Source organism: Streptomyces sp. DH12, from assembly GCF_020873895.1.
Taxonomy (GTDB): Bacteria; Actinomycetota; Actinomycetes; order Streptomycetales; family Streptomycetaceae; genus Streptomyces.
On record NZ_JAHWGT010000006.1, the window covers coordinates 125,135 to 140,731 of the forward strand.

Below are 15,597 nucleotides of genomic sequence, written 5' to 3' on the forward strand. Positions count from 1 at the left end.
CTCCTCGCCGGCCGCCGCTGCGACCGTCGTCACGGCTTCTTCACGCGAACCGTCTTCGTGGAGCGCGTCTCGAGCGTCATCTCGTCCGCGTCCGCGACCTTCGCCTTCAGTCGCACAGTACCCGCCGCCGCGTCGACGACGTCCACCACCTTCGCAAGCAGTTTCGCCGTACCGGTGTTCCCCGACGCCGCCGCGAGCTGCACCGCCCGCCCCAGCCGCGCCGTCGCCCCGCGCAGGTCACCGGACTTGCGCGCGTCCAGCCCCTGCCGGATGGCGCGGGCCAGCTCGGCCTGCCCGGTGTAGTGGGCGACCTGCGGGTCGAGGCAGGTGAGGACCGCCTCGTCGTCCGTCCACACCGCCCGCACCAGCCCCTGGGCCGGGGTACCGGGCGGTCCGCCGGCGGGGTCGGGCACGACCAGCGACACTCGCGCCGCGAGCATCTCCCGGCCGAGCCCGGCGGCCGGCACCCGCACGCACAGGTGGTAGTCGCGCGACTCGTCCCCCCAGGAGCCCGTGGGGTAGTCGCCGAGCCGGGGCCCCGCCTCCGACCGGCGGTCCGTCAGGTCCTCCACCGTGGGCGCCACCTGCCGGACGAAGACGACCTCCGCGTCCAGCGGGGTCCACAGCCGCAGGGCGACGTCCGCGACCTCCTTGCCCATGGCGTGCTCCATGATCCGCGTGAAGTCCGCGGCGAGGCCCGCCGGGTCGGCGACGATGTCCGCCGTGCCGAGCAGCGCCGACGCGACACCGGTGACCTCCCGCACCTCCCAGTCGGTGCCCACCCCGCGCGCGTCGCACGTGAACCGGCCGGCGCAGGCGTCGAGCGCCGCCCGCAGGTCGGCGGGCGACTCGTGCTCGTTGCGGCCGTCGGTGAGCAGCACCCCGTGCCGGATGCCGGCCCCGGAGCCCGCCAGCAACCGGTCGGCGAGCCGCAGCCAGGTGCCGATCGCCGTGCCGCCGCCCGCGGTCAGCAGCCGCAGCGCCTCCTTCGCCTCGGCGCGCGTCCGGGCGTCGGCGGTGGCGAGCCGGCCACCGCCCGGGTACACCTCGTGGGCGACGTGCGTGCCCGCGACGACCGCGAAGGACACCCCGTCGCGCAGGGTGTCGACCGCGGCCGCCGTCGCGTCGCGCGCGTGGCGCATCTTCGCCGGCGGGTACTCCATCGAGCCGGAGCAGTCGACCATCAGCACCACCGCGGCCCGCGGCCCCGACGGCGCCCCGCCGCCCGCGGCCTCACCGCCCGCCGCCCCGCTGCCGGCCGGCGAGGGCCGGGTGGCCGGCAGGGGCGCCCCGCCCGTCGTGCCGCCGCCCGTGGCGGTGACCGTCACCACGGCGTGCACCTCGCGCCCGCCCTCCGGCAGGTACTCGTTCTGGTACACCTCCACCGAGAACCGCGGCACGCCGGACTTGGAGAAGTTCGCCATCTGGTCGGCTCCTGTGCTCCCTCGGTGGTCCACACGACGGACGGGCGCTCACGCCTCGGTCAGGCCGATCCTGCCCCCTGCCGCTCCACGGCGAACGGCACCACCGCCACCGTTACGTTGTCGTGGCCGCCGCCGTCGAGGGCGTGGCCGACCAGGACGCGGGCGCAGTGCAGGGGCCGGTCGGCGGCGTCGCCGGGCACGACCCGCGCCATGTCCTGCGCGCCCTCGGCGTAGTTCCACAGCCCGTCCGTGCACACGACGACCACGCCCGGTCGGTCCGGGCGGAACGCGGCGGTGTGCGGCTCCACTTCGTACGCGTCGGCGCCCAGCCAGCCGGTGATGGCGTGGGCGCGTTCGTCGGCGTACGCCTCCTGCTCGTCCATCAGGCCCGCCGCGACCATCTGCGCGGCCCACGAGTCGTCCTCGGTGAGGCGGGCCGCCGGGACCGAGCGGTCGTCGGGCACCCAGTAGACGCGGCTGTCGCCGACCCAACCCACCACGAGCAGGTCACCCGCGGCCACGGCGCCGACGAGGGTGCAGGCGGGGGCGTTGCGGTGGCGGTGACCGTCCTGCTCGCGGCCGTCGCCCGACGGCTCGTCGGCGAGGGCCTCGACCGCCTCGGCCGCGGCGACGATCGCCTCGTGCATGGCCTGCTGCGGCGGCGTGCCGCTCGCGAGCGCGCCGCGCAGGGACACCTCCGCGGTGGCCGCGGCGGCCGCCGACGCGTCGTCGGGGCGGGACGCGGACGACACGCCGTCGCAGACGATGGCGACGACGGCCGGCGAACCGTCCGGGAGCACGGCCGTGGTGACGGCGAAGGCGTCCTCGTTGCGGTGGTGGCGCAGCCCCCGGTCGGTGACGGCGGCGACCGGTCCGAGCTCCCGCTCGACGTGGTCGCGCGCGTGCGGCTGCTTGTGGCCGCAGTTCTCGCAGTACCCCTCGGCGGAGACCCGGCCCGTCCGGCAGGCGACGCAGGGCGCGGCGCCGGCGGCGTGCGGGTCGGGTGCGGCCAGTTCGAAGTCCCCGCCGCCGGGCGGGGAGACCGGGCCGGCGGCGGGCGGTCCGCCGTGCGGGTCGGCGGGCGGGGCGGCGGGCACGCCGACGTGGCCTCTGTCCGGTCCGCCGTCCGGTGCGCCGTCCGGTGCGCCGGGCGACCCGCCCCGCGGAGCGGCGGGCCGCTCCGGGGCGGGGGGTGCGGGGGCGGGCGGAAGCGCCTCGTCCCGTGGCGGCCGGGGCCCCGGCGCGGGCGCCGCGGCCGGTGGCGGCGCGGCGGGGGGCGCCGCCTCCGGGGCCGGTGCCGGGGCCACCTCGGGTGCCACCTCCGGCACCGGTGCCGGAGGGACACCCGGTGCCGCTGAGGCGCCCGGGGCCACGGCTGGTTGGTCCTGCGGCGGCTCCGGTACGACCGACAGGTCGTACCCGCACGCGCCGCAGTACCGGTCACCCGGCTCCAGCGGCTCGGAGCAGCCCGGGCAGGCCGACAGTTGATGCGTCTGCGACATCGTTCACACCCACGTCCGGGGGCGGAAGCGGTTGGCCCGTTCCACCAGTTCGATCCTCTCCTCGCCCCGCTGGGCGAGCCGGGCGAGCACCCGGTACGAGCGTTCCAGGCCGAATCGCAGCCCGCGCTCGTGCAGTTCGCTGCCGAGCAGCGGGTGGTCCGGCGACAGGCCACCTGCCCGCCCCGACAGCCACCAATCCAGGGCGAGGCCCAGGACCTCGGCCGACAGCCGCTCGCGGCGCACCGGGTCGAGCCCGAGGGCGTCGAGCGCGGTGATCTGGCGCGCGGCCGCGTACAGGTCGTCCCGCAGCGGCTCCCGCGGGTCGCGCCGGCGGATCCGGGCGCGCACGGCGGCGACGCGCGCCGCCGTGTAGTGGCTGGACGACTCCGGTACGGACTCCAACGTCCGTACCGCAGCCGCCCGGTCGCCCGCCGCCAGCCGCACGCGCGCCAGGCCGAACGCCGCGCCGACGTGGCCCGGGTCGGTGGCCCACACCAGGTGGTGGTGGGCGGCGGCGTCGTCCGGCCGGCCGAGCACCTCGGCGCACACGGCGAGCGCCAGCTTCGGCGCGGGCTCGCCGGGGAACGCCGCGTACACCGCGTCGAAGTCCCGTGCCGCCGCCGCGTGTTCGCCGGTGGCGAGCGCCGTGACGCCGTGGCACCAGACCACGCGCCAGTCGCCGGGGCGGGCCCGCCCGAACGCGTCCAGCGCGCGGGCCGCGGCGGCGGTGTCCCCCAGCTCCAGCAGGGCCCGCACCTCGCGCAGCCGCAGCTCCGGGGAGTCGGTGGGCGCCGCCCGCAGCGCGGCCAGCAGTTCGGCGGGGCCGGACGCCGCCAGCCCGGAGAGCAGGGCGGCGTTCGGGTCGTCCGGGTCGAGGAGCGGTACGGGCAGCGCCAGCGCGGCGGCCCGCGCGTCGAGCGGGGCGAGCGGCGGCGGCCCGGCCACCTCGGCGGTACCGCCTCGCCCGGCGGCGCCCCCGCCCGCGCCCACGGCGGGGGCCGCCCCCTGGGCGGGCCCCCCGGTCCGTCCCGCGGTCCCCGTCCGCGCCGAGCGCCGCAGGACCCCCGCGCGCCCCGCCCGTACCGGGCCTCCCGCCGGCACCGGGCCCCCCGCCCGCGCGGGGCTCCATCGGCGGCGGCCCGTGGGCCGCGGGCCGAGCCGCGACACCTCGTCCGCCGGCTCCGCGAACAGCACCGTGTCCGCGACGCGCCGCTCCGGCCCGAACAGCGTCGACAGGGCGGGCCTGGGCGTGCCCGTCTCCAGGGCCACGACCTCCCGCAGCACACCGGTCAGCTGCTCCGCCATCTCCTGCGCGGAGCCGAACCGGCGTGCCGGGTCGGGGTCCGTGGCCCGCACCAGCAACCGGTGGAACGACTCGTACCGCCGGAAGACCGGGACGTGCCGCGGGTCGGGCAGCGTATCGGCGAACACGGTGGTGTACCCGTGGAAGTCGAACGTCAGCACCGCCAGCGTCCGCGCCACCGTGTACAGGTCCGACGCGACCGACGGGCCGCACTCCGCGACCTCCGGCGCCTGGTAGCCGACCGTGCCGTAGACGGCCGACTCGCGGTCGTCCATCCGCCGTACCGCCCCCATGTCGATCAGCTTGAGCTGGTCCTCGCTCTGGATGGCGTTGTCGACCTTGAAGTCGCAGTAGAGCAGGTTCCGGTCGTGCAGGTGGCCCAGCGCCTCCAGCGCCTCGATGCCGTACGCGCACGCCTGCCCGACCGGGACGGGGAACCCCCTGCCGGAGCGCGGCGCGGAGTCCGGGGACGCCTGGCGCCGCTCGTCGGCCACCTCCTTCAGCGACTTGCCGCCGACGTACTCCATGACGATGTACCCGTCGAGGGAACCCGTCCGCTGGTCCAGGTGCTCCACGAAGTTGTAGATGCGGACGATGTTGGCGTGCTCGATCTCGGCGAGGAACCGCCGCTCGGATATCGCCGCCGCCATCGCGTCCTCGTCACCGGTGTCCAGCAGCCCCTTGAGCACCACCCACCGGTCGGACACGGCCCGGTCCACCGCCAGGTACACCCAGCCGAGGCCGCCGTGCGCGAGGCAGCCGGCCACCTCGTACTGGCCGTGCACCACGTCGCCGGCGCGCAGCTTCGGCACGAAGGAGTACGGGTGGCCGCACGCGGTGCAGAACCCCTCCGTACGGCCCGCCCGGCCGCCGCGCGCCCGGCCGACCGGCGCCCCGCAGTCGGAACGGGAGCAGAACCGCCGCCGCTCCGGTACCTCCGGGCAGTCCGTCACCGCCGTGCGCGGGTCCGGGCGCGGCACGGCGGGCACGGTCACCAGGCCCGCGCCCAGCCGCCCGCGCGAGGCGGAGCGGCCGCTCGGCGACGCGCCGGGGCCGCGCGCGGGCAGCGACCGCACCGTCGCGCCGGAGGCGGGGGCGGCGGGAACGGCGGGGGCGATGACCGGATCGGGCGGTCCGGGCGCCGGCTCGTGGGGCGCGGGTCCTTCCGGCGCGGGCGACCCCGGTGGTACGAGATCCCGCGGCGCCAGGTCCCGCGGCACCGGGTCCTGAGGCACCACGTCCTGCGGCACCGGGTCCTGAGGTACGAGGTCCCGCGGCACCACGTCCTGCGGCACGGGGTCCCGCCGCACCACGTCCCGCGGTGCGGGGCCGCCCGACACGGGGCCGTCCGGTGCGGCTGCCGGGGCCAGACCGCACGTGTCGCAGTACAGCCGCCCGCCGCCCACGTCCTCGTACGCCCCGCCGCAACCGGGGCGCGGGCACCGGCTCATCCGCCGCCTCCCGTCGACAGCAGCTCGCTCGCGGCGCGCTGGTAGCGCAGGACGGCCCGCTCGGCGGCGCGCAGGTCGCACGGGGCGCTCCACAGCATCCGGCGCGCGGCGTCGTACCGTTCGCCGAGGAACGCGTCGTCCGCCAGGCCGTGCCGGGCGACGCGCGCCCGGTACGCGTCGAGGCGCCCGCGCAGCTCGGCGCGGACCGCGAGCGGGGCCGTCACCGCCGTCAGGGACTCGCGGGCCCGCAACAGCTCCTCCTCCGCCTCCCGCTCCAACGCCTCCAGCAGCGGCGACAACCGGTGCCACTGGGCGTGCCGCCGGTACTCGGCGGCCAGGGCCAGGCGCTCGTGCAGCGCGGTCGGCGGACCGCTCACCACCGGCACCTCCGTCGCGGCGATCTTGGAAAGGACCTCCACCCGCGCGGTCCGCGCCTCCGCCAGGGTGCGGTCGGCCCGCGACAGCAGGTCCCGCAGCCGCAGCAGCCGCGACTCCGAGTCCTGCCGGACCTGGAGCACCGCCTCGATCTCCCGGCGCACCTCCTCCAGCGCCCGCGCCGCACGGTCGTACCGGTCGGTGTCGGGCCGCCCGCCACCGGGCGCCGAACTGCCCGCGGGCCGCCGCCAGAACGCCAGCGGGTCGCTGACCACCTGCGCGCGCAGCGCGGTCAGCTCCTCCGTGATGGCGTCCAGGTCGTCGCCGGCCGGGTGCTCCCCGGGCCGTACGCCGACCGAACGCGCCAGCGAGCGGGTGCGGTGCAGCTCGGCGGCCAGGAGGTCTATCCGGGCGGGCAGCGCCGACCAGACCGCCTCGGCCGTCACGACGACGTCGAGCGACCGCGCGTACAGCTCGTTGATCCGGGCCACCAGCCGGTCCAGCGTGAACCGCTCGACCGGCCCGCCGTCCGGACCGTCCCCCGGCCCGCCCTCCGCCGCGGGCGCCACCGGGCCCCCGGGGTGCGGGGCCGCCGGGACGGTGACGCACCGGGCGCGCAGCCACCAGGCCAGCTCCGCCAGCTCGTCGCTCCCCGGCGTCCGGCGCCGTGAGCGCACCTCGCGGGCGGCGCGCAACGCGTCCGTGTACGCGTCGAAGTACGTCCACAGCAGCGCGATCGTCCGCTCGGCCGCGGCCCACCGCTCCCGGGTCGTACCGGTCAGCGCGGCACCCTCCAGGAGCCTGCGGCCCGCGTGGTCCTGCAGCGCGAGCAGCGAATCCTCGACCGCCTTGTGCTCCGCGCCGAGGCGGGCCAGCGCACGGTCCGCCTCGTCCCGGTCCATCGCCGGACCGGGGGGACCCGTGACGCCCATCGATCACCTCTCGCTCTCAGGAACGGTTCGTCCGGTACATGGGCGCGGGCGGCCCGGTGACGCCGGGGAGGTCCGCCTCCAGCCACTTCTCGTACGCCTTCGTCCAGGGCCCGGCGCGGTACGCGACGAGCACCTGGTTCACCCGCCGCACCAGGTCGTCGGCGCCGAGCCTGGCCGCGATCCCGTAGTACTCGGTCGTGAACGGCTCGCCCTTCAGCTCGACGGCCGGGTCCTGCGCGGCCTGCCCGGCGGCCAGGGCGCTGTCCGTGACGACCGCGTCGACCTCCCCCGCCTGCAGCCGGACCAGGCAGTCCAGCTGGTTCGGCACGGTGAGGCGGTCGGCGTCCCGGGCCGTGCCGTCGTACGCGTCGCGGTAGACCGCGCCGAGCGGGGCCCGGTCCAGCGCGTCGTACGCCGTGGAGCCCTCGGCCGTGCAGACGCGCCGGCCGGCGAGGGAGGCGTCGTACCCGGTGATCGGCGACTCCTTCGGCGCGAGGACCTGCTGTCCGGTCTCGAAGTAGGCGGTGGAGAAGGCGACCTGGCGGATCCGGTCGCAGTTGATCGTCATCGTCCGGACGACCAGGTCGACCTTTCCGCTCACCAGGGCCGCTATCCGCTGGTCGGTGGGGACGGTGCGGAAGACGATCGCGTCGGGGCTGCCGAGGAGGTCGGCGGCGACGGCCCGGGCGAGGTCGATGTCGAACCCCTCCAAGGTGCCCTTGACCGAGTCGCGGTAGCCCCAGCGGTAGCTGTTCTGGTCGACGCCGACGACCAGCCTGCCGCGCGCCCTGATCGCGGCGACCGCGGGCCCCTCGGCGCGCGACGGCGGCAGGGACGCCTCCGGGTTCCGGCAGGTCCCCGCGGGTGCGGCCGTCGACGCCCGGGGCCGTGCCCCGGTGGGCGTTCCGGGGGAGGCCGAGGTCCGCGTCCCGGCTTGTGCCCCGGTCGGCGTTCCGGAGGAGGCCGAGGTCCGTGCCCCGGGCTGCGTCCCGGCCTGGGCCCCGGCCTGGGCCCCGGTCCGCTCCGCGTTCGGTGCCGCCGCCGGCGCGACGGCCGAACCGCCCGCCAGGAGGCACGCCACGCCCACGGCGAGGACCGCGCCCCGGCGCCGCGCCCGTGCGCCGGGCCGCCGGCCACCACCGCCCACCGCGTTCCCCCCGCCGTCGTGCACCGTGCCCCCTTCCGGCCCGTCGACCTGCCCCGGCCCCGGCCCCCGCCCCGGGCCCGGCCCCGGACCGGCCGCGGCGTCCCGCCCCGCGCCGGTCACCGGTACTCCGCCAGCCTGCGGTTGACGCCCGCGACGGCGGCGACCGCGCCCACCGCCGCCAGGGCGGCCGCCCCGGCCGGCAGGCCCGCCAGGGCGGTACGGCCACGGGTCGCCGCCCGGGTGAACTCGCCCTGCTCGTGGTCGACGGCCGTGCGCAGCGCCGCGTCGACCCGGTCGAACGCGGCACCCGTCGACGGGCCGCCGCCCACCACCAGCGCCAGCGCGCCGTCGTGGTCGCCCTCGTCGTTGGTGCGCCGCGCGGCGGCGTGCCGCTCCCGCCACTGGGCGGTCCACCGGGCCGCCTCCGCCACCGCGGCGCGGCCCGCCTCGTCGTCGGCCAGTCCACGCGCCCGGGCGAGTGCCCGGTCGAGACCGGCCATGGCCGCGCCGTGCTCGGTCTCGTACTTGTCGCTCCTGCCGTCGTCGGTCAGTACCGCCCCACGTGCCACGAGGGTCAGGTTCTCGTTCGCCCGGGCCTTCAGGGAACCGATCCGGGCCTCGTTCAGCACCTTGAGCGAATCCAGGCCGTGGACGCGGGCGTCGTCCAGCCCCGCCCGGGCCAGGGTGTGGGCGCCCGCCAGCCACACCAGCGCCACCGCGGTGGCGGCCGCGGCCGCGAGCAGCCCCGGGTTCAGCACGCGGTGGGTGCGCCGGTAGTCGCGCCGCTGCGCCACCGCGAGCGCGGCCAGCGCCAGCGCGCCCACCGCGAGGGAGGGCACCGGCCAGGCGCGCGCCCGGCGCTCGTCCTCGGCGAGCCGCGCCGTCTCCGCCGCGTACAGCCGCTGGGCCGCGGGGAGGAGACCGGTCGTCATGTGGGCGTTGGCGTACCGGAGGTAGGCGCCGCCGAGCGGCAGGCCCTGGCGGTTCGCCGCGCGCGCCCGCTCCACGAGGCCCGTGTAGACGGGGAGCTGCTCGTTGAGCGCGGCGATCTCGTCCGCCGAGCCGGACGGGCCGCCGGCGCCGCCCGCACCGGCGTCGGCCGCGGCCTTCACCAGCAGCCGGGCGGCGGTGGCGACGTCCGTGTCGTACCGCTCGCGCAGGTCGGCCGGCTCCTGCGCCCCGGCGAGGAAACCGCCGGCGGCGACGGTGTCGGCGTCGGCGAGGGAACGGTAGAGGTGCGCGGCGTCGGCGCTCAGCGGCTGGCTGCGGCCCACGACGTCACCGGCGGCGGAGGACCGGCCGGTCACCTCCAGGGCGGTCACCGCGCCGAACGCGACGAGGAGCGCGGCGAGTACCGCGCCGAGCAGGCGCAGCCGGCCGGGCGGCGTGGCCACGGCGTCCCGCAGCCGCGCCCGACCCGCCGCCGGTGCGGCCGTGCGCCCGCCGGACGGCCCGCCGGTCGGCAGCCAGGGGACGGCGGCCGGGGGGCCGGGGCGGTCCGGGAGGAGGACGGGGCCAGTCGGGGAGCCCGGGCGGTCCGGTCGGCCCGAGCCGCTCGGGCGGGCAGAGCCGCCTGGATCGGCAGAGCCGCTCGGGCGGGCAGAGCCGCCTGGATCGGCAGAGCCGCTGGGGTCGGCAGGGCCGCTCGGGTGGGCAGAGCCGCTCGGGTGGGCCGGGCCGCTCGGACGGGCCGCGGGGTCCGGCTGGTCCGGCAGGGGGGCCGGGCCGTCGGCCGGATGCTCGGGCACCGGCGGGTCCGGGCGCGCGGGCCGTGCGTCCGGTACGTCTGCCACGTGCCCTCCCCTCGACCGCCCGTCGGCCGCCCGTCCCCTCGGTGCGGTCCGGCCAGCAGTATGGCCGCAGGGGGCCGGGCACACACCGGTATTGACTGGATCTTGTTCCGATCGTGCCCCCGACCCGGCCCCGGACCCCCGCCCGGCTCACCGCGCGTGGTCCGCCCCCGCCCGGCTCCCGTGGACCGTCGCGTAGTGGGCGCGCAGCGCCGCCCCGGCCGCCGCCGGGGCCGCCACGTGGTCCAGCCCGAGCAGCGCCGCGCCCAGCACGGGCGGCGCGGCCACCACGCGCGGTACCGCCGCGGGCGCCCGCTCCCGCAGCAGGTCGGCGATCCGGGTGTCCAGGTCCCGGTGCCCGGCCGCCAGCACGCTCCCGCCGAGCACCACCGGTACCGGGTCGGGCCCGTGGCCCAGGCCCAGCCGCTCCAGGGCGACACCGGCCATGGTCACGACCTCCTCCGCCAGGCGCTCCACCAGGCCCCGCGCCACCGGGTCGCCGGCCGCGGCGACGGCGAACAGAACGGGGGCCAGCTCGTGCCGCCGCCCGCCCGGGATCCGGCCCAGGTGCAGCGCCTCGATGAGCGCGCGCATCGACCCCAGGCCGAAGCGCGCGGGCAGCGCCCGGGCCAGCTCCGTCGGCCCGCCCCGCCCGTCCTCGGCCCGCGCCGCGTGCCACAGCGCCTCGTCCGCCAGCCCGGCGCCGCCGCCCCAGTCCCCGGAGAGGCGGCCCACGGCCAGGAAGCGGGCCGTGCGCCCGTCGGGCAGCATGCCGACGCAGTTGATGCCGGCCCCGCACACCACGGCGACGCCCCGCGGCTCGTCCGCCCCGGCCCGCAGCACCGCGAACGTGTCGTTGCGCACGGTCGTCGACGCGCCCCAGGCGCGCGCCGCCAGGGCGCGGGTGAGCTGCTCCTCCTCCACCGGCAGGTCGGCGTTGGCCAGGCACGCCGACACATGCGCCGCGTACGGCCCCCGCGCGGGCGCGTCCCGGCCGGGTGCCGCGTCCCGGACGGCCGCCCGCACCGCCGCCGCCACGACGTCGACGGCCGACTCGACCCCCACCGCCTGCGGCTGGAAACCGCCGCCGCGCGCCGCGCCGAGGACCGTCCCGTCGGCGGCGACGAGCGCCACGTCCGTCTTGCTGTTGCCCGCGTCGACCGCGAGCACGGCCGCGGCCGGGGTCACGCCCACGCCAGGTGCTCCCGGTTGTGTGCGATCAGCCGGTCGGTGAGCGTGTCGGCGTACCCGTACTGGCCGACCAGCGGGTGGGCGAGCAGCGCCCGGAACACCCGGTCCCGGCCGCCGCGCAGCGCCGCGTCGAGCGCCAGCTCCTCGTACGCGGCGACGTGCGAGACGAGCCCCGCGTACAGCGGGTCCAGCGGGCGTACCGGCAGCGGGCGCACGCCCGTGGCGTCCACGGCGGCCTGCACCTCCACCACCGCCTCGTCGGGCAGGAACGGCAGGGTGCCGGCGTTGCGCGCGTTCACCACCTGCACCGCACCCCCCGCACCGCCCCCGCTGCCGGCACCACCGGCCCCGCCGGCCCCGTGAGCCCCGCCGGTACCGCCGAGGAGCGACGCCGCCAGGTGGACGGCCGCCTCCGAGTAGAAGGCCCCGCCCCGTTCCGCCAGCAGCGCCGGCTTCTCGTCCAGCGCGGGGTCGGCGTACATCTCCAGCAGCCGCCGCTCCATGTCGGCGACGGCGGCCGCCCGCGACGGCCCGGCGCGCAGCTCGTCCACGACCTGGTCGTGGGCGTAGAAGTACCGCAGGTAGTACGAGGGGACGACGCCGAGCCGGTCCAGCAGGCCGCGCGGCAGCCGCAGGTCGTCCGCGACCGCGTCGCCGTGCTCGGCGAGCAGCGCCGGCAGCACGTCCGGCCCCTCGGGACCGCCGAGCCGTACGCCCAGCTCCCACGTGAGGTGGTTGAGCCCGACGTGCTCCAGGTGCACCTCGGCGGGGGCCGCGCCCAGCAGCGCCGCGAACTTCCGCTGCAGGCCGATGGCGACGTTGCACAGCCCGACCGCCCGGTGCCCGGCGTCGAGCAGGGCGCGCGTGACGATGCCGACGGGGTTGGTGAAGTCGACGATCCAGGCGTCCGGGGCGGCCCGCCGGACCCGCTCGGCGATGTCGAGGACGACCGGCACCGTCCGCAGCGCCTTGGCGAGGCCGCCCGCGCCCGTCGTCTCCTGCCCCACGCAGCCGCACTCCAGCGGCCACGTCTCGTCCTGCTGCCGGGCCGCCTGCCCGCCCACGCGCAGCTGGAGCAGGACCGCGTCCGCCCCGTCGGCGGCCGCGTCCAGGTCGGTGGTGGTGGTGACCTTCCCCGGATGGCCCTGCCGGGCGAGGATGCGCCGGGCCACCCCGCCGACCACGTCCAGGCGCTCGGCCGCCGGGTCGACGAGGACCAGCTCGTCGACGGGCAGCGCGTCCCGCAGCCGTGCGAAGCCGTCGACCAGCTCCGGGGTGTACGTGGAGCCACCCCCCACCACCACGAGTCTCATGCCACCCATGTTCACCCTGCTCATCTCGTATCCCCCTTACCCCTTCACTCCGGTGAGCGTGACGCCCTCGACGAAAGCCTTCTGGGCGAAGAAGAACACGACGACGACCGGCGCCATCACGAGCACCGTCGCGGCCATCGTCAGGTTCCAGTCCGTGTGGTGCGCACCCTTGAACGACTCCAGGCCGTACGACAGCGTCCAGGCCGCGGGGTTCTCGGAGGCGTAGATCTGCGGCCCGAAGTAGTCGTTCCACGCGTAGAAGAACTGGAACAGCGCCACCGCCGCGATCCCGGGCCGGGCCATCGGCAGCACCACCCGCAGCAGCGTGCGCACCTCGCCGCACCCGTCGACGCGGGCCGCGTCCAGGCACTCGTCGGGCAGGGTGAGCAGGAACTGCCGCAGCAGGAAGATGGAGAACGCGTCCCCGAACGCCATCGGGATGATCAGCGGCCACAGGCTCCCCGACAACCCCAGCTGCTTCGCCCAGAACAGGTACATCGGGATGACCAGCACCTGCGGCGGCAGCATCATCATCGACACCACCAGCATCAGCACCAGCCGCTGCCCCCGGAAGCGGAACTTCGCCAGCGCGTACGCGACCGGGACCGACGACACCACCGTCAGCACCGTCCCCAGCCCCGCGTACAGCAGCGTGTTGCGCCACCAGTCCGCGAACCCGGGCGTGCGGAGCACCGCCGCGTAGTTCCCCCACTCCCACGTGCGGGGCACCAGGTCCCGGGTGAGCGCCTGCTCGTCGCTCATGAGGGAGGTGAGCAGGACGAAGACGAACGGCAGGACGAAGAAGAGCGCGGCGGCGACGCCGAGGGCGTGGACGCCGATCCAGTGGAACACCCGCTGCCCGCGCATCTACCCGCCCGTCCCGATCAGTCCGGCGCGCCGCCGCATCAGCAGCGCCGTGCCCGCCATGGACAGCGCGAACAGCACCAGCGCCACCACGCACGCCGCGCCGTAGTCGAAGCGCTGGAACCCGAGGTTGTGGACGAGCTGCGGCAGGGTCAGCGTGGAACCCTCCGGGTAGCCCGGCTCGACCTGCTGTCCGCTGTTGCCGACGACGCCGGCCGCGACCTTCCCCGCGACCAGCGGCTGCGTGTAGTACTGCATCGTCTGGATGACCCCCGTGACCACGGCGAACAGCACCACCGGGGAGATCGTCGGCAGCGTCACGTACCGCAGCCGCTGCCACGCCGACGCCCCGTCCAGCTCCGCCGCCTCGTACTGCTCCCGCGGCACGTCCAGCAGCGCCGCCATGAAGATCACCATCAGGTCGCCGACCCCCCACACGGCGAGCGCCGTCAGCGCCGGCTTGGACCAGGACGGGTCGGTGAACCACGCCGGCGCGGGCAGCCCCGCCCCCTCCAGCAGCGCGTTGACCGGCCCGGTCCCCGGGTTGAGCAGGAACACGAACGCGAGGGTCGCGGCGACCGGCGGCGCCAGGTACGGCAGGTGGAAGAGCGTCCGGAACACCCCGGCGCCCCGCTTGATCCGCACGACGAGCAGCGCGACGCCCAACCCGAAGACCACCCGGCAGGTCACCATGACCGCGACCAGCCACAGCGTGTTGCCCACCGCCGGCCAGAAGGCCGGGTAGTCGGTGAGGACGTACCGCCAGTTCTCCAGGCCGTTGAAGACGGGCGGGCGGAAGCCGTCGTAGTGCGTGACGGAGAAGTAGGCCGTGGCGGCGAGCGGGTAGGCGAAGAAGACGGAGAACCCCACGAGCCACGGCGACAGGAAGGCGGCCGCGCGCAGCGCGCGGCGCGTGCGTGCCCTCATGCGCCCGCTACCGGGCCTTCGCGATGTCGGTGTCGATCTGCGCGGCGGTCCGCGCCAGCCCCGCCCGCAGGTCCGGTTCCCGCCCGGCCTCGTGGCGGTACCCGAACTCCTGGAGGGTCACCTGGTAGGCGCCGCCGTTGACGGAGGCGGGGGTGGTGTTGGACCTCGGGTGCCGCGAGATGTCCAGGAACACCTCGAACCGCGGGTCGAGTCGCAGCTTCGGGGAGGCGAGCGCCGCGTGGGTGGAGGGCACGTTGCGCAGCTCGTTGGCGAGCGCCACGACCGCGTCGGTGTCCGTCGTCAGGTACCGCACCAGCTCCCACGCGGCGTTCTGGCGGGGGCTGGTGGCGGCGATCCCGACGACCGTCCCCGACAGGTAGCCCTTGCCGTAGTCGGCGGCCCGGTCGTCGGGGACGGGCAGCGGGGCCACCCCGATCTCGAACGGGACCTTCGCGTCGAGAGCCATGCCGAGCCGCCACTCGCCGTCGAGCTGCATGGCGACCTGCCCGGTGTGGAAGGGGTGCTTGGCGCCCCACTCGTCGCCGAAGGTGTTGCGGTACCTCTCCAGCTTCCGGAACCCGCCGAGCTGCTCGACGAGCCCCTTCTGCCAGGTGAACATGGCGGCGAACGCCGGGTCGGTGGCGACCGTCGACCTGCCGTCCGCGTCGAAGTACGTGGGCTGCCACTGGGCGACGAGGTGGCCGGGGGTCGACTCGTAGCCGTGGAAGTTCGGCATGAACCCGAGCCGCTCGTAGGAGTCGCCCCGGTGCCGGGTCAGCTGCCGCGCGACCCGGTCGAACTCGCTCCACGTCCGCGGCGGGGCCTCCACCCCGGCCTGCGCGAAGGCGTCCTTGTTGTAGTAGAGGCCGTACGCGTCGCCGAGGAGCGGCAGGGTGCAGCGGACCCCGTCGAACGCCGTGTAGTCCAGCCGCGCCTTCGGGAAGGTCTGCTCCGGGTCGACGCCCGACCTGTCGAGGAACGGCCCGAGGTCGGCGAACGCCCCGGAGGAGCAGAACCTGCCGACGTTGTCCGTGGTGAACGACGACACCACGTCCGGGGCGCCGGAGCCGCCCGCGCGCAGCGCCTGCTGGATCTTGTCGTCGGTGACGTTCGGGACGGCCTTCACCGTGATGTTCGGGTGGGCGTCCTCGAACCGCTCGATGGCCGCGTCGACCGCCGCCACCTCCGCCGGCGCGGACCAGCCGTGCCAGAAGGTGAGCGTCACCTGGGCGTTCGGGTCGTCATGGGCCCCGCCGCCCGCCGAACCGGTGCAGCCGGCGAGGACGAGGACCAGGGCGGTGCACACGGCGGTCGCACCGAGCGGACGCGGACGCGGGAGCCGGAGCGCGGGCAGGGGCATGGCGGTCTCCTGTCGACG

General features: G+C 76.9%; 11 protein-coding genes. All 11 read right to left on the reverse strand.

What is annotated here, in order from left to right:
* Positions 1–29 precede the first annotated feature (29 nt).
* The gene (locus LPA54_RS07555) at positions 30–1,424 is read right to left on the reverse strand and encodes a VWA domain-containing protein (protein ID WP_228975054.1); all 1,395 of its coding nucleotides are present in this window, start codon (positions 1,422–1,424) and stop codon (positions 30–32) included.
* 59 nt (positions 1,425–1,483) lie between these two features.
* Entirely contained in the window at positions 1,484–2,926 is a 1,443-nt protein-coding gene (locus tag LPA54_RS07560; RefSeq protein ID WP_228975057.1) for a PP2C family serine/threonine-protein phosphatase, read from the reverse strand.
* A 3-nt stretch (positions 2,927–2,929) separates the two neighbouring features.
* Positions 2,930–5,680, reverse strand: a complete 2,751-nt coding sequence (locus tag LPA54_RS07565) for a tetratricopeptide repeat protein (RefSeq protein ID WP_306806475.1) — start codon at positions 5,678–5,680, stop codon at positions 2,930–2,932.
* Positions 5,677–6,987: a hypothetical protein gene (locus LPA54_RS07570; protein ID WP_228975062.1), complete on the reverse strand. Its 1,311-nt coding sequence runs from the start codon at positions 6,985–6,987 to the stop codon at positions 5,677–5,679. The genes LPA54_RS07565 and LPA54_RS07570 overlap by 4 nt, the downstream gene beginning before the upstream one ends.
* A 16-nt stretch (positions 6,988–7,003) precedes the next feature.
* The gene (locus LPA54_RS07575) at positions 7,004–8,158 is read right to left on the reverse strand and encodes a glutamate ABC transporter substrate-binding protein (protein WP_228975063.1); all 1,155 of its coding nucleotides are present in this window, start codon (positions 8,156–8,158) and stop codon (positions 7,004–7,006) included.
* A gap of 92 nt (positions 8,159–8,250) precedes the next feature.
* Entirely contained in the window at positions 8,251–9,600 is a 1,350-nt protein-coding gene (locus LPA54_RS07580) for a hypothetical protein (RefSeq protein WP_228975212.1), read from the reverse strand.
* Positions 9,601–10,074: 474 nt separating this feature from the next.
* Positions 10,075–11,118, reverse strand: coding sequence for a BadF/BadG/BcrA/BcrD ATPase family protein (locus LPA54_RS07585; RefSeq protein ID WP_228975065.1), 1,044 nt, complete (start codon positions 11,116–11,118; stop codon positions 10,075–10,077).
* Entirely contained in the window at positions 11,109–12,428 is a 1,320-nt protein-coding gene (locus LPA54_RS07590) for a 6-phospho-beta-glucosidase (RefSeq protein ID WP_228975214.1), read from the reverse strand. The genes LPA54_RS07585 and LPA54_RS07590 overlap by 10 nt, the downstream gene beginning before the upstream one ends.
* A 36-nt stretch (positions 12,429–12,464) precedes the next feature.
* Entirely contained in the window at positions 12,465–13,295 is an 831-nt protein-coding gene (locus LPA54_RS07595; protein WP_228975068.1) for a carbohydrate ABC transporter permease, read from the reverse strand.
* Complete coding sequence (locus tag LPA54_RS07600; RefSeq protein WP_228975069.1) at positions 13,296–14,219, reverse strand: carbohydrate ABC transporter permease; 924 nt, start codon at positions 14,217–14,219, stop codon at positions 13,296–13,298.
* Between the two features lie 7 nt (positions 14,220–14,226).
* The gene (locus LPA54_RS07605) at positions 14,227–15,579 is read right to left on the reverse strand and encodes an ABC transporter substrate-binding protein (protein ID WP_228975071.1); all 1,353 of its coding nucleotides are present in this window, start codon (positions 15,577–15,579) and stop codon (positions 14,227–14,229) included.
* Between the last annotated feature and the right edge of the window lie 18 nt (positions 15,580–15,597).

Bases quoted from the DNA above. Each gene is read 5' to 3' on its own strand.
- LPA54_RS07565 (WP_306806475.1), bottom strand. From the start codon at position 5,680: ATGAGCCGGTGCCCGCGCCCCGGTTGCGGCGGGGCGTACGAGGACGTG.
- LPA54_RS07560 (WP_228975057.1), bottom strand. From the start codon at position 2,926: ATGTCGCAGACGCATCAACTGTCGGCCTGCCCGGGCTGCTCCGAGCCG.
- LPA54_RS07595 (WP_228975068.1), bottom strand. From the start codon at position 13,295: ATGCGCGGGCAGCGGGTGTTCCACTGGATCGGCGTCCACGCCCTCGGC.
- LPA54_RS07605 (WP_228975071.1), bottom strand. From the start codon at position 15,579: ATGCCCCTGCCCGCGCTCCGGCTCCCGCGTCCGCGTCCGCTCGGTGCG.
- LPA54_RS07555 (WP_228975054.1), bottom strand. From the start codon at position 1,424: ATGGCGAACTTCTCCAAGTCCGGCGTGCCGCGGTTCTCGGTGGAGGTG.
- LPA54_RS07570 (WP_228975062.1), bottom strand. From the start codon at position 6,987: ATGGGCGTCACGGGTCCCCCCGGTCCGGCGATGGACCGGGACGAGGCG.
- LPA54_RS07600 (WP_228975069.1), bottom strand. From the start codon at position 14,219: ATGAGGGCACGCACGCGCCGCGCGCTGCGCGCGGCCGCCTTCCTGTCG.
- LPA54_RS07590 (WP_228975214.1), bottom strand. From the start codon at position 12,428: ATGAGACTCGTGGTGGTGGGGGGTGGCTCCACGTACACCCCGGAGCTG.